This window comes from Bradyrhizobium sp. SZCCT0148 (assembly GCF_018129985.1).
Taxonomy (GTDB): Bacteria; Pseudomonadota; Alphaproteobacteria; order Rhizobiales; family Xanthobacteraceae; genus Bradyrhizobium; species Bradyrhizobium japonicum_H.
This window is the reverse complement of sequence record NZ_JAFCKT010000002.1, coordinates 190,507-202,920: the sequence shown is the minus strand read 5'-3', so window position 1 is coordinate 202,920 and position 12,414 is coordinate 190,507. Positions and strand designations below refer to the sequence as shown.

Annotated in this window: 15 protein-coding genes and 1 tRNA gene; 8 read left to right on the top strand and 8 right to left on the bottom strand. The window is 64.1% G+C overall.

Features of this window, described 5'->3' with window-relative positions:
• Positions 1–38: 38 nt before the first annotated feature.
• From JQ580_RS09400 to JQ580_RS09390, 3 genes are all read right to left on the bottom strand, one after another.
• Positions 39–377 (bottom strand): P-II family nitrogen regulator, encoded by a 339-nt coding sequence (locus tag JQ580_RS09400; protein ID WP_008142813.1) that lies wholly within the window; start codon positions 375–377, stop codon positions 39–41.
• A 311-nt stretch (positions 378–688) separates the two neighbouring features.
• Positions 689–1,990 (bottom strand): ammonium transporter, encoded by a 1,302-nt coding sequence (locus tag JQ580_RS09395; protein WP_212279586.1) that lies wholly within the window; start codon positions 1,988–1,990, stop codon positions 689–691.
• Between the two features lie 78 nt (positions 1,991–2,068).
• On the bottom strand, positions 2,069–2,407 hold the full coding sequence (locus JQ580_RS09390; RefSeq protein WP_027535359.1) for a P-II family nitrogen regulator: 339 nt from the start codon (positions 2,405–2,407) through the stop codon (positions 2,069–2,071).
• A 238-nt stretch (positions 2,408–2,645) separates the two neighbouring features.
• On the opposite strand from JQ580_RS09390, the gene JQ580_RS09385 reads away from it, so the two are divergent.
• On the top strand, positions 2,646–3,545 hold the full coding sequence (locus JQ580_RS09385; RefSeq protein ID WP_212279585.1) for a DUF4339 domain-containing protein: 900 nt from the start codon (positions 2,646–2,648) through the stop codon (positions 3,543–3,545).
• A 32-nt stretch (positions 3,546–3,577) separates the two neighbouring features.
• The gene (locus JQ580_RS09380) at positions 3,578–4,426 is read left to right on the top strand and encodes a DUF4339 domain-containing protein (protein ID WP_212279584.1); all 849 of its coding nucleotides are present in this window, start codon (positions 3,578–3,580) and stop codon (positions 4,424–4,426) included.
• Here JQ580_RS09380 and tesB read toward each other — a convergent pair.
• The gene (gene tesB / locus JQ580_RS09375) at positions 4,423–5,286 is read right to left on the bottom strand and encodes an acyl-CoA thioesterase II (protein WP_212279582.1); all 864 of its coding nucleotides are present in this window, start codon (positions 5,284–5,286) and stop codon (positions 4,423–4,425) included. The genes JQ580_RS09380 and tesB overlap by 4 nt on opposite strands.
• 138 nt (positions 5,287–5,424) lie before the next feature.
• Between tesB and JQ580_RS09370 the strand changes: the two genes are divergently transcribed.
• Positions 5,425–6,645 (top strand): ubiquinone biosynthesis hydroxylase, encoded by a 1,221-nt coding sequence (locus JQ580_RS09370; RefSeq protein WP_212279580.1) that lies wholly within the window; start codon positions 5,425–5,427, stop codon positions 6,643–6,645.
• Positions 6,646–6,710: 65 nt separating this feature from the next.
• On the opposite strand, the gene JQ580_RS09365 is transcribed toward JQ580_RS09370, so the two are convergent.
• Complete coding sequence (locus JQ580_RS09365) at positions 6,711–6,908, bottom strand: Trm112 family protein (RefSeq protein WP_007598651.1); 198 nt, start codon at positions 6,906–6,908, stop codon at positions 6,711–6,713.
• Positions 6,909–7,007: 99 nt separating this feature from the next.
• Entirely contained in the window at positions 7,008–7,538 is a 531-nt protein-coding gene (locus tag JQ580_RS09360; protein ID WP_212279578.1) for a TetR/AcrR family transcriptional regulator, read from the bottom strand.
• A gap of 106 nt (positions 7,539–7,644) precedes the next feature.
• Here JQ580_RS09360 and JQ580_RS09355 point away from each other — a divergent pair, with 106 nt between their 5' ends.
• From JQ580_RS09355 to JQ580_RS09345, 3 genes are all read left to right on the top strand, one after another.
• A complete protein-coding gene (locus tag JQ580_RS09355; RefSeq protein WP_212279576.1) occupies positions 7,645–7,995 on the top strand; it encodes a hypothetical protein in 351 nt (116 codons plus the stop codon).
• 188 nt (positions 7,996–8,183) lie between these two features.
• Positions 8,184–8,462, top strand: a complete 279-nt coding sequence (locus JQ580_RS09350) for a PepSY domain-containing protein (protein WP_212279574.1) — start codon at positions 8,184–8,186, stop codon at positions 8,460–8,462.
• A 100-nt stretch (positions 8,463–8,562) separates the two neighbouring features.
• Positions 8,563–9,147 carry a cytochrome b/b6 domain-containing protein gene (locus JQ580_RS09345; protein ID WP_249134070.1) on the top strand — a complete coding sequence of 195 codons (585 nt, stop codon included), beginning with the start codon at positions 8,563–8,565 and terminating at the stop codon, positions 9,145–9,147.
• A gap of 57 nt (positions 9,148–9,204) precedes the next feature.
• On the opposite strand, the gene JQ580_RS09340 is transcribed toward JQ580_RS09345, so the two are convergent.
• A complete protein-coding gene (locus tag JQ580_RS09340; RefSeq protein ID WP_212279570.1) occupies positions 9,205–9,882 on the bottom strand; it encodes an LON peptidase substrate-binding domain-containing protein in 678 nt (225 codons plus the stop codon).
• A gap of 86 nt (positions 9,883–9,968) precedes the next feature.
• Positions 9,969–10,892 carry a thioredoxin gene (trxA, locus tag JQ580_RS09335; RefSeq protein WP_212279568.1) on the bottom strand — a complete coding sequence of 308 codons (924 nt, stop codon included), beginning with the start codon at positions 10,890–10,892 and terminating at the stop codon, positions 9,969–9,971.
• A gap of 274 nt (positions 10,893–11,166) precedes the next feature.
• On the opposite strand from trxA, the gene JQ580_RS09330 reads away from it, so the two are divergent.
• Together JQ580_RS09330 and JQ580_RS09325 are read left to right on the top strand one after the other, a co-directional pair.
• Positions 11,167–11,241 (top strand) — tRNA-Gly (locus tag JQ580_RS09330).
• Positions 11,242–11,317: 76 nt separating this feature from the next.
• Entirely contained in the window at positions 11,318–12,304 is a 987-nt protein-coding gene (locus tag JQ580_RS09325) for an NAD-dependent epimerase/dehydratase family protein (RefSeq protein WP_212279566.1), read from the top strand.
• Positions 12,305–12,414 lie beyond the last annotated feature (110 nt).

The window sequence follows — 12,414 nt, the reverse complement described above, 5'->3', positions numbered from 1 at the left end:
ATTATTCACTCCTGATTGGATAATGGTTGAGCGCGAAATCAAAGGGCCGCGGCATCGGCCTCGCCGGTGCGGATACGCACCGCGTGGTCGAGGTTGATGACGAAGATCTTGCCGTCGCCGATCTGTCCGGTTTTTGCGGCGGACGTGATGGCGTCGATGGTCTTGTCGACCTGGTCGGAGGCGACAGCGACCTCGATCTTGATCTTGGGCAGGAAGCTCACGGCATATTCGGCGCCGCGATAGATTTCCGTATGGCCCTTCTGGCGGCCATATCCCTTGACTTCCGTCACCGTGAGACCGTGAACGCCGATGGCGGTCAGGGCGTCACGGACTTCTTCCAGCTTGAATGGCTTGATAATCGCCATAACAATTTTCATGGGTCCTATCCCCGCTTGGGCCCGGTCCGGACGTGGCCGGGCGTTTCTCGACTGGTTCGCCACGAGGGAGAAAGTTCACTACGCGGGCACAGCCAAGACCCTTAGAATCAAATGCCGTGCCAGATCGGGCCTGGTGCCTAACGGACTATGAAAACGGGTGTTTTCGCGGTGGGCGCGTATTGCGGTGCGGTGCGCTATTCCGTCGCGCTCAAAACGTGGTCACGCCTGCTCAAAATGCGAGCATGACAGGCTGCTGACACAATACTGCACATGGGTCGAGCAGCTGAGAGGTAATAAAGTAGCGGTGGCGCTTATTGCAGTGCCTCGCCGTGCTGCGAAATGTCGAGCCCCTCCAGCTCTTGCTCACGGGATACGCGCAGGGGCACGAACAGGCCGACCAGCTTCAGCAGGATGAAGCTCACGCCAGCCGACCAGACGAAGGTGACGGCGACGCCGTAGAACTGGATCAGCAGCTGTTGCGGGTGGCCCTCCAGCAGGCCGGCGGTGCCGCCGATGGCGCTGGTTGCGAATACGCCGGCAAGCAGGGTTCCGGTCAGGCCGCCGATGCCATGGACGCCGAACACGTCGAGCGAATCGTCATAGTCGAAGCGGTGCTTCAGCCAGGTGCAGGCCCAATAGCAAACCGAACCGGCGACGATGCCGATGACGATGCCATGCCAGGGCGCCACGAATCCGGAGGCCGGCGTGATGGTGCCGAGGCCTGCCACCGCGCCGGAGATCATGCCGAGCACGGAGGGCTTGCGCCGCGTCGACCATTCGATCGCGCCCCAGGTCAATGCGCCGGAGCAGGCCGCCAGATGCGTCGCAATGATCGCCATCACCGCGCGCGAATTGGCCGCGCCCGCCGAGCCGCCGTTGAAGCCGAACCAGCCGACCCACAACAGGCCGGTGCCCATCACCGCGAGCGAGAGATCGAACGGCGACAGGTTTTCGCTGCCGTAGCCGTGACGGCGCCCCATCACCTTGGCCGCAACGAGGCCGCCAGTGCCGGCCGACAGATGCACCACGAGGCCGCCTGCGAAATCCAGCACACCCATGCTGCTGAGGAAGCCGCCGCCCCACACCCAATGCGCCAGCGGAATGTAGACGAAGATGAACCAGGCGACGGAGAACAGGAGATAGGCCGAGAACCGCATCCGGTCGGCGACCGAGCCTGCGACCAGCGCCACCGTGATGATGGCGAACGTCATCTGGTACAGCATGAACAGCGCTTCCGGGATGGTCTTCGCGGCCGGATTGACGCTGTCCATGGTCATGCCGGCGAGAAACCAGCGGTCGAGCGTGCCGATCCACGGGCCGTCGCCGACGAAGCACAGCGAATAGCCGAACGCGACCCAGAGGATGGAGATGATCATCACCGCGGCGAGGCTTTGCGCCATGGTCGCGAGCACGTTCTTCTTGCGCACCATGCCGGAATAGAACAGCGCCAGTCCCGGGATGGTCATCATCAGCACGAGCGCGGTAGCGACGATCATCCAGGCGGTATCGGCGGTGTTGATCTCGGAAACCGCGGCGCGCGCCGGCGAAGCTGTGATCGACACAAGTCCGATCGGCGCAGCAAAAGCAGCTGCGCGGCGCAAATATCCCGCCATGTCGTTCCCCCCGGCATCAATTTGGCGTCGCACATCGTGGCGTCGTTGCCCGGTGCGATCGAAGATAAGGAAATCGTGTTAGAGCGCGTCGCTGTCGGTTTCGCCGGTGCGGATGCGCAGTGCATGGTCGATCGGCGTTACGAAGATCTTGCCATCGCCGATCTGCCCGGTGCGCGCCGATGCCGTGATCACGCCGACAGCCTTGTCGGCAATGTCGGAGGCGACCGCGATCTCGATGCGAAGCTTCGGCAGGAAGTTCACGACATATTCCGCGCCGCGATAGATTTCGGTATGGCCCTTCTGGCGGCCATAGCCTTTCACCTCGGTCACGGTCATGCCGTGAACGCCGATCGCCGTCAGGGCCTGGCGGACCTCATCGAGCTTGAAGGGTTTGATGATTGCGACGACGAGCTTCATGGTCAGGCCTGTATCCCCCGGGAATGCGCCGCGCCGCATGTCCCCGGCGCTGCGTCAATCTGGCATCTTTCCGGGCAGATGGCACAAAAAACTTGCAGATTGAAGCGGAAAAACGTCTGGGCGTGTGAACGGCCGCCTCTGTACAGGGCAAGTGTTCATCCTTCACAATGCATTTTTGGCATGGATGCGTGAACCCGCGCCTGCCAGGCGGCACATAAGTATTTTGAGGGGGCGCTTCATGGCGAGTTGGTTCTACGCATCCGAGGGCAAGCAACAGGGGCCCTTTCCGGAAGGGCAATTCCGCGATCTCGTCGCCCAGGGCGTCGTGCGACCGGATACGCTGGTCTGGTCCGAGGGCATGGCCGGCTGGCAGAAGGCCGCCGAAATCCCCGGCCTGCTCGGAGGTGGCGGCGCGCCGCCGATGATCCCGGCGGGCGGCCCGACGATGATGGGATCCGGTGGCTATGCCGGCGGCGGAGGCGGAGTCGCCGGATCGCTCGCGGTTGATTTCGGCATCCTCGAGTTCACCTGGCGCACGCTCGTGCTGCTGATCGGTTCGTGCTTCGTGATCCCGGTGCCGTGGCTGTTCGTCTGGTACACGAAATGGATCGTGTCCTGCGTAAAGGTCCCGGGACGGCCGAATCTCAGCTTCACCGGCAACGCGATGGCGGTGGTGCCCTGGTTTTTCGGCTTCATCGTTCTGGCGATCGCGATCGGCTTCATCGGCAGCCAATTGCTGAGCAATCTGTTGTTCATCGTCCAGCTCGTGCTCTATTGGCTTCTGGTCAAATGGATGGTTGCGAACCTCGCATCCAACGAGCAGCCGTTGGGCCTGAGCTTCACCGGTTCGATCTGGGCCTATGTCGGCTGGAATCTGCTGTTCGCAATTTCCATCATCACCATCGTCGGCTGGGCCTGGGTCGCTGCAGCCCAGATGCGCTGGTTCTGCAGCAGCATCGAGGGCACGCGGCGCGAGATCGTCTTCAAGGGCAGTGGTCTCGGCATCCTCTGGCGCGGCATCGTCGCCGCGATCCTGTGCAGCCTCATCATCCCGATTCCGTGGGTGTATCGCTGGATCATGAACTGGTTCGCATCGGAGACCGTTCTCGCGCCGCGCGGGTCGCAGGCGGCCATGTGACGGCTGCTGGCGTTCGGTAGCGAGCAGGCGAGATGTCGAATCGACTCTGGTTTCACGCATCCGAGGGCCAGCAGAAGGGTCCGTTTCCGGAGGCGCAGTTCCGCGATCTGATCGCGCGGGGAATCGTGCGATCAGATACGCTGGTCTGGAGCGAAGGGATGGCAGGCTGGCAGAAGGCCGGCGCGGTCCCCGGTCTCATCCCCGGCGCGTCGCCTGCGGTGGCTTCGAGCGGCGACAGCGAAGGCCGGCTGTCGGTCGACCTGCCGCTGTGGTCGTTCCTTGGATGGTGCATCCTGCTGGTGATCGGCAACGCCGTCGTGGTGCCGGCTCCATGGACCGCCACCGGGTACTACCGTTGGCTCTTCCCTCGCGTGCACGTTCCGCAGCGGCCGAACATCGGCTTCACCGGGCAGGTCGGCGATATCTGGTACGTCTTCGTTGCGATGGCGCTGGCGGGCTATGCGGGTCTCATCCACGACCTGCTTCAGCTTGTGGCGATTCCGCTCCAGGCTTTCCTGTCCTGGATGGTGATGCGCTGGGTGGTCGCCAATCTCAGCTCTAATGGTCAGTCAATTCCGATGACGTTCAACGGCAGCCCGTGGGCCTTCATCGGCTGGCAGCTTCTGACGTTTCTCGCCATGTTTACGATCATCGGCTGGGCCTGGGTCATGGCCGCATGGCTGCGCTGGATTTGCCAAAACATCGTGGGAACGCGGCGCGAGATGATCTTCGTCGCCACCGGCCTTCAACTGCTGTGGCGAACCCTCGCATTCAGTTTCGGCTGCCTTCTGATCATTCCGATTCCGTGGCTGCTGCGCTGGTACTTCACGTGGACCACGGCGCAGTTCGAACTCGTCGAACGCACGGAAGCAGCGGGCTAGGACTTCCGCTCGCGCACGGAGCCTTCCTGCGCCACAGAGGCGACCAGCGTCCCGTCCGGCTTGAAGATCGAGCCGCGGGTCAGGCCGCGGCCGCCGCGCGCGCTCGGCGAATCCTGGGCGTAGAGCAGCCATTCGTCGGCGCGGAACGGCCGGTGAAACCACATCGCGTGATCGAGGCTGGCCGGCATCATGCGCTTGTCGAACAGCGTGCGGCCATAGCGCGCCATGATCGCGTCGAGCAGCGAAAAGTCCGAGGCGTAGGCGAGCGCACACATGTGCAGCGCCGGATCGTCGGGCAGTGTCGCGGCGGTCTTGATCCAGACATGGATGCGGCCGTCGTCGATCTTCTGGCCGAAATAACGGCCGAGCTCGACCGGACGCAGTTCGATCGGGCGATCGGACTCATAGTAACGGCGGATGAACTCCGGCATTTCCTTGAACATCGGCTGCTTCGCCACCTCCTCCGCCGTGAGTTTCTCCGGCGGCGGGACGTCGGGCATCTTGTCCTGATGGTCGAACGCACTTTCCTCCTCGGCGTGGAACGAGACCATGATCGAGAAGATCGCGTTGCCGTGCTGGATCGCGGTGACGCGGCGGGTCGAATAGCTCTTGCCGTCGCGCAGGCGTTCGACCTGGTAGATGATCGGGATCTGCGGATCGCCCGGCAGGATGAAATAGCAGTGCAGCGAATGCGGCAGCCGGCCCTCGACCGTCCGGCAGGCCGCGACCATCGCCTGCCCGATCACCTGGCCGCCGAACACCCGCTGCCAGCTGGTCTTCGGGCTGTTGCCCCGGAACAGGTTCACCTCGAGCTGCTCGAGGTCGAGGATCGAAATCAGGTCGATCAGGCTTTTGGACATGGAGTGAGCTTTCTCGCCGTCGTTCCGGGGCCGATGCTCCGGAATGACACAATGGGGCCGTTCCGCCCTTGTTTCACCGCACTGTTTCGCCCACCTCAAGTCTGCTAGCAAGACCAGGATTTGACCGGGAATTTGGGCATGTCGGTACAGGGTAGCATTGTTATTGGTGGCGGCGCGTTTGCAGGGCTTGCGCTGGCCCTGGCGCTGCGACAGGGGCTCGGGCCCGAGATTCCCGTCATCGTCGCCGATCCCGCGCTCGCCACCCGGCCGAGCCGCGACCCTCGCGCCACCGCGATCGTGGCCGCCTGCCGTCGCCTGTTCGAGGCGATCGGCGCCTGGGACGACGTCAAGGGCGAGGCGCAGCCGATCCTCGACATGGTCGTCACCGATTCCAAGCTGGAGGATGCGACCCGTCCGGTCTTCCTGAACTTCGCCGGCGATGTCGCACCGGGCGAGCCATTCGCGCACATGGTCGAGAATCGCCGGCTGATCGACGCGCTGGTGGCGCGTGCGGAAGCCGAGGGCGTCGACCTCCGTGCCACCACCGTGGCGTCCTACGACGCGCGTCCTGAGGGCATCGACGTGACGCTCGGTGACGGCAGTGTCGTCGCGGCAAGTCTTCTGGTCGCCGCCGATGGCGCGCGCTCGAGACTGCGCGAGCGCGCCGGCATCGCCACCCACGGCTGGGAGTATGACCAGTCCGGCATCGTCGTGACCGTCGGCCACGAGCGCGATCACGAGGGCCGCGCCGAAGAGCATTTTCTGCCGGCAGGCCCGTTCGCGATCCTGCCGCTCTCGGGCAAGCGCTCATCGCTGGTGTGGACCGAGCGCCGAGCCGAGGCCGCGCGCATCATCGCGCTCGGCGACGAAGAATTTCACGCCGAGCTCGAGCAGCGTTTCGGGCTGCATCTCGGCGAGGTCAAGGCGCTCGACAAGCCGCGCGCGTTTCCGTTGTCCTATTTCGTCGCGCGCTCCTTCATCGCCACGCGCCTCGCGCTGGTCGGCGATGCCGCCCATGTCATCCACCCCATTGCGGGTCAGGGTCTCAACATGGGGCTGAAGGATGTCGCCGCGCTGGCCGAAGTCGTGGTCGATGCCGCGCGGCTCGGCATGGATATCGGCGCCGCCGACGTGCTCGAGCGCTACCAGCGCTGGCGCCGCTTCGACACCATGGCGATGGGCGTTGCCACCAACTCGCTGAACTTCCTGTTCTCCAACCAGTCGACGCTGCTGCGCACCGTTCGCGACATCGGCCTCGGCCTCGTTGACCGCGCCCCGCCGCTGAAGAACCTCTTCATCCGCCAGGCCGCCGGCCTCACGGGCGAGGTGCCAAGATTGTTGAAGGGCGAGGCGCTTTAGGAAGATGTCGCCACTCTCAACTCCGGACGTCGTCCCGGAGAAGCGCGCCTCAAGCGCGAGCAGAATCAATCGATCTTGCGCGCTTCTTCCGGCAGCATGATCGGGATCCCGTCGCGGATCGGATAAGCCAGCTTGGCGCTGCGCGAGATCAGCTCCTGCTTCGCGGAATCGAACTCCAGCGGGCCCTTGGTCAGCGGGCAAACGAGAATCTCCAGCAATTTGGGATCGACGCTGGCTTCGGGACGTTCGGTGGGGGCGTTCATGGGAGTCTCCGGCAATCGGTTGCCTCTAGCACAGAAATCCGCGCCCGCCCATCGCGGCTGCCAAAGCGTTTTCGCGTAAGGAAAACGTCAAAACAGCATCTAAGCCGAGACCATCGTCAAGACCTCGTCGAGCAGGGCCTGCAGCCGTGCTGCCGACACTGGCGCGCCTGACAGCGCGAAGCCGAGAAATGTCCAATATAGGATCTGCGCCCGCGCCTGCGCGGCTGTCGGGCTGAGCCCGCGTTTTTCCAGCAGCCCTTCGATGTAATCGAGCCGGCGGCGGTCGATCGCGCGCACAGCCCCTTGCGCGGCCGCATCGAAGGCCGCCCAATTGCGGACCGCGCGTTCGAGCTCGAGCCGGGCGCCGAACGACCTCCGCAGCAGCGCCTTGAGCGGTTCTTCGCCGGCGGCTTCGACATCGGCGATGATCTGCTCGGCCGCGATCTCGCGCCAGCGCTTCAGCACGGCCGCCTGGAACGCGCCGAGATCGGCGAAATGCCAATAGAAGCTGCCGCGCGACACGCCCATGGATCTTGCCAACGGATCGGCCTTGAGCGCGGTGAAACCGCTTTTGGCGAGGGCCTTGAGACCTTGCCTGATCCAGTCGTCGGCGGAGAGCTGTTCGGTCATGTCGAATTCCCGGAGGCTAGCCATACACTAGTGTATTGACAGGCCGCAGGCCAGCGCCTATGTCACCATACACAGATGTATGGACGAGCGTTCGGGAGGCCCGACGATGCGTGATCTCTTGCTCCAGTGCGCGGGCGTGCTGACGATCGTCGTGGCCCTCATCCACGGCTATCTCGGCGAGGCCAAGGTGTTCGCCCGCGCGACAATCGAGCCTGCACGGCTTCGCACCTTGATCCGTCTGGTCTGGCAGGCCTCCACCGTGGCCTGGATCGGCGGCGGCGTGCTCCTCATCGCGGTGCCCTGGATGGGATCGGAGGCGGCGCGCCATTGGGTCGTCATCACCATGGCCTGCGTGTTCGGCTTCTCCGCGCTTGCCAACGCGTGGGCGACACGCGGCCGGCACTTCGGCTGGATGGCGCTCAGCGCCGTCGTCGCGATGGCAGTGGCCGGCTACTAGCAACACGCACCGTCTGTGAGGCGTAAGGCCGCAGCGGTGTGTCGCGCACCGAGAGCACTCAGCTTTTGGCCGCCGTTAGAACTTATCTAAACGGCTCATGCCCAAACCGGATTGACTTCAACCCCTCCTTTGCTTCCTTCGGTGTAGCTCGCGGCTCGCGTAGCGCGCACGACAGAGAGGAGAGGTTCGTGAAGATCATTCGTGTTGTTGCCATTGCATTGACGGTTGGACTGGGCATGGGGTCGGCAGCCATGGCCGACGGGTTCAAGGATTGCACCAAGCTCGACAAGGCGTCGTGGAAGCCGGCCAGCGAGGCCGAAGCCAAGGCCAAGGCGCTCGGCTACGAGGTGCGGCGCTCCAAGATCGAAGGCTCGTGCTACGAGGTCTACGGCGTCAAGGAAGGCAAGCTGTACGAGCTGTTCTACAGCCCCGAGGATCTCAGCCTGAAGCACACGATCGCCAAGTAAGGCTTGAAGTAAGGCTTGACGCAAGTCGTGGGCTGGGCTGCGCAGACATGAACTGCGCAAGGCAGAGCTCGAGGATGGTCTTTGCTTGATTGAAGAAGCGATGCCACAAGCGCGCGGGGTGTCCGGCGGGACCCCTGCGGATCGAATCGCTCCGCGGACGGTCGCAGTCTGGGACCTCCCGCTGCGCCTCTGGCACTGGGCTCTCGTGGCCTGCGTTCTGGCCGCGTGGTTCACGCCCCCCGTCTACGACCGGCTTCACCGCATCGTCGGCTATGCGGTGCTGGGGCTTCTCGCCTTTCGCATCGTCTGGGGCTTCTGGGGGAGCCGCTATTCGCGCTTCCGCATGATCAGGGTCAGGCTCCGCGCGGCGCCAGGCTATCTCTGGAATCTGCGCCGCGGCATGACCGGCCGCTATATCGGACTCAATCCCGCGGGCACGTTGATGCTGGTGGCCTTGATGCTGGCGCTCGCCGTCTCGGCGATCACGGGCGCGATGTCGGTGACCACGACCTTCTTCGGCGTCTGGTGGGTGGAGGACACCCACCATTATTCATCCGACGCCGTCATCGTCCTGGTCGTGCTGCACGTGCTCGGCGTGCTGCTGATGGGGCTGCTCCAGCGCGAAAGTCTGGTCCGCGCGATGATCACCGGGCGCAAGCGCATCCGAGGACATTTGTCGGGTTGAGAGGCGACGCGAAGCTGCTCGTCGTCATGCCCGGGCATCACGACGCTGGGAAATCCCTCACTGCAAGGGCGGATCGCCGCTGGTGCGCTTCTTGGCGAGGTCCATCTCGGTCACTGCGATCAGGATCTCGGCGCGGGTCTTCAGGTCCATCGCTTCCAGCATGGCCTGCTTCTCCGCGGGACCATACGGCGACATCATCGCCAGCGCGTTGACCAGCGCTTCGTTGGGCGCGCTTTCGACGCCTTCCCAGTCGACCTTGAGATTGTTGGCCTTCAGGAAGTCCGCCAGCACGGCCAGCAGCGCTTCGCGGTCAACCTCGTCCTCACCCATCCGCGCGGTGAAGTCATTGGCGAAAGTGAAGAAGTCCACCTTGCACTGCCGGTAGGCTGTGAGCACCTCGAGCTCCTCGACCACCTTGAAGCGTGAGACACCGGTGAGCTCGAGGATGTAGCGGCCATCGCCGGATTCGGCGAGCTGCGTGATGCGGCCGACGCAGCCGACGCGGAACAGCGTCGGCTTGTCGGAATTCTTCGGCGAGTGCGCGACATCCGGCTGGATCATGCCGATCAGGCGATGGCCGTCGCGGAAGGAATCGTCGACCATCGACAGGTAGCGCGGCTCGAAGATGTTGAGCGGCATCTGGCCGCGGGGCAGCAGCAGCGCGCCGGGCAGCGGAAACACCGGAATGATCTCCGGGAGGTCGGCGGGCCCGCGATATTCGACGTTGATCGGCATCTGCCCGGTTCCCCCTTGGACTTGCTAGCGCATGATCCGGAAAAGTGTGCAGCAGCTTTTCGAACGGATCATGCTCGAAAAAGCCCTTACGAAAACAGGATCGTCGACAAACGCTTGCGTCCCTCGACCGTTGCATCATCCGTGCCGCCCCAGGCCTCGAAAAACTGCACCAGCTGCTTGCGGGCGCCGTCGTCGTTCCATTTGCGGTCGCGCTTGATGATCGCGAGCAACTGCTCGGTCGCGGCCGCACGATTGCCTTGCGCGTTCAGCGCGGTCGCCAGGTCGAATCGGGCCTGATGATCGAGCGGGTTTGCGGCGACTTTCTGTTCCAGCTCGGCGACCGGTCCGAGCGACTGCGCCTGCTCGGCGAGATCGATCGCGGTCTGCACGGCTTTCACCGCGGGATCGTTGCGCTTGGATTCCGGCACCATGGCCAGCGTCTGCTTGGCCTGCTCCATCGCTCCGGAGACGGTATAGCACTTCGCCAAGCCGGCAAGCGCCGCGATGTTGGTGGAATCGTGCTGGAGCACTTCGGCGTAGATCTGCGCTGCCGCCGCCGCATCACCCTCGGCGAGGACGGCTTCGGCCTCCTGCAGGATCTCGGCGATATTGGGCTCGCCCGGCGCGGTCACACCCTTGGTCAGCTTCTCGATGAAGGCGTTGAGCTGGCTCTCGGGCACCGCGCCCATGAAGCCGTCGGCCGGCTGGCCGTTGACGAAGGCGATCACGGCCGGGATCGACTGGATGCCCATCTGGCCCGGGATAGCCGGGTGCTGGTCGATGTTCATCTTGACCAGCTTGACCTTGCCCTTGGCCGCCTTGACCGCCTTTTCGAGGACGGGAGTGAGCTGCTTGCAGGGGCCGCACCACTCCGCCCAGAAGTCGATCAGCACCGGCTGGCGCTTCGATTCCTCGATGACATCCTTCACGAAGGTCTGGGTGGTGGTGTCCTTGATCAGATCGGCCGCAGCCGGGTTTGCGGCTCCGTTACCCTGGTCGATGATCGTCACGGCATCCCCTCGTCTGATATCTGGATTGGCGGCTCATTAGCATGCCGCCGCTTCCTGTGCTGCGCTGTCGGCTCCTAGATTGGGCCGGGACGGCCGAATTTCAATCCATCGCAGCCGATTCGCCGGTTCCGGGGCACTTTCGGGCCATTTGGCCGCATTCAGGCTGCCTATCGGCCCCAAGAACCGCATCTATGCCGCCGGTAGCTGTTGCATTCCCCTCGCGCTTTTGGCATACGACAGCCGTTGCCGGCGCGTCACGCGACCGACACAGGATGCGGGTGTAGCTCAGTGGTAGAGCACGACCTTGCCAAGGTCGGGGTCGAGGGTTCGAGCCCCTTCGCCCGCTCCAAATTTCTCCCAAGCATCCAGCCGGCCTGGACAAAAACGTGGTTCGCCACGTCGCTGGCGGCTGATTTGGGTCCGTCATGACAGTTCTGGTGACGGGTAGCGCAGGCCATCTCGGAGAGGCCGTCTTAAGAACGATTCGCGGGCGCGGCGCTTCTGCGCGCGGGATCGAGCTGAAGCCATCGCGCTTCACCGACGCCGTCGGCTCCATCATCGACCCCGACTTCGTGCGCGAGCAGATCGGCGGCGTCACCGCCGTGATCCACACCGCGACCCTGCACAAGCCGCACGTGGCGACCCACTCCAAGCAAGACTTCGTCGACACCAATGTCACCGGTACGCTCAATCTGCTCGAGGCGGCGGCGAGCGCCGGCGTGAGGAGCTTCGTCTTCACCAGCACCACCAGCGCGTTCGGCTCGCAGCTCCGCCCCGAGGCGGGCCAGGCCGCCGTGTGGGTCACCGAGGATCTGCTGCCGGTGCCGAAGAACATCTACGGCACCACGAAACTGATGGCGGAGACCCTGTGCGAGCTGTTCTATCGCGAGCGCGGTCTGCCGGTCGTTGTCTTGCGGACCTCACGCTTCTTTCCGGAAGACGATGATGATCCCGCGATGCGCTCGGCTTACACGCTGGAGAACGCGCAGGCCAACGAGCTGCTCTATCGCCGGCTCGACATCGCGGACGCCGTGAGCGCTCACCTGCTTGCCGTCGAACGCGCCCCGAAGATCGGCTTCGCCCGCTACATCGTCTCCGCCACCAGCCCGTTCGAGCCGCGTCATCTCGCTGCGCTCGCGCGCGATGCGGCTGGTGTCGTGCGCGCGCTCTATCCGGATTGCGCGCAGCTCTTCGCGGCACGGGGATGGAACTTGTTTCCAGAAATCGACCGCGTCTATGTCAACGACCGCGCGCGGCGCGAATTGGGCTGGCGGCCGGAATTCGACTTCGCCCATGTGCTGGACAGCTTGCGCGCGGACCGCGATTTTCGCAGTCCGCTGGCACGTGAGGTCGGCTCGAAGGGCTATCATGACCGGCTGTTCGGCGACGGCCCCTATCCCGTCGCCTTCTAAGCGCCACCTTCGTCATTTCGCTCGATGCATCAAGCGCCTGTTCTGTTTCACCGCGGGCAAAACCGGGCCAGGCTGGATCAAGTCGTTCTACTGTGCATGGGGTTGTTTTC

Coding starts and splice junctions, on each gene's coding strand:
- JQ580_RS09385 (WP_212279585.1), top strand. CDS start 2,646: ATGGCGAGTTGGTTCTACGCATCCGAGGGCAAGCAACAGGGGCCCTTT.
- JQ580_RS09340 (WP_212279570.1), bottom strand. CDS start 9,882: ATGCCGATCAACGTCGAATATCGCGGGCCCGCCGACCTCCCGGAGATC.
- JQ580_RS09365 (WP_007598651.1), bottom strand. CDS start 6,908: ATGAACGCCCCCACCGAACGTCCCGAAGCCAGCGTCGATCCCAAATTG.
- JQ580_RS09390 (WP_027535359.1), bottom strand. CDS start 2,407: ATGAAGCTCGTCGTCGCAATCATCAAACCCTTCAAGCTCGATGAGGTC.
- JQ580_RS09400 (WP_008142813.1), bottom strand. CDS start 377: ATGAAAATTGTTATGGCGATTATCAAGCCATTCAAGCTGGAAGAAGTC.
- JQ580_RS09380 (WP_212279584.1), top strand. CDS start 3,578: ATGTCGAATCGACTCTGGTTTCACGCATCCGAGGGCCAGCAGAAGGGT.
- JQ580_RS09355 (WP_212279576.1), top strand. CDS start 7,645: ATGCGTGATCTCTTGCTCCAGTGCGCGGGCGTGCTGACGATCGTCGTG.
- JQ580_RS09345 (WP_249134070.1), top strand. CDS start 8,563: ATGCCACAAGCGCGCGGGGTGTCCGGCGGGACCCCTGCGGATCGAATC.
- JQ580_RS09370 (WP_212279580.1), top strand. CDS start 5,425: ATGTCGGTACAGGGTAGCATTGTTATTGGTGGCGGCGCGTTTGCAGGG.
- JQ580_RS09395 (WP_212279586.1), bottom strand. CDS start 1,990: ATGGCGGGATATTTGCGCCGCGCAGCTGCTTTTGCTGCGCCGATCGGA.
- tesB (WP_212279582.1), bottom strand. CDS start 5,286: ATGTCCAAAAGCCTGATCGACCTGATTTCGATCCTCGACCTCGAGCAG.
- JQ580_RS09360 (WP_212279578.1), bottom strand. CDS start 7,538: ATGACCGAACAGCTCTCCGCCGACGACTGGATCAGGCAAGGTCTCAAG.
- JQ580_RS09325 (WP_212279566.1), top strand. CDS start 11,318: ATGACAGTTCTGGTGACGGGTAGCGCAGGCCATCTCGGAGAGGCCGTC.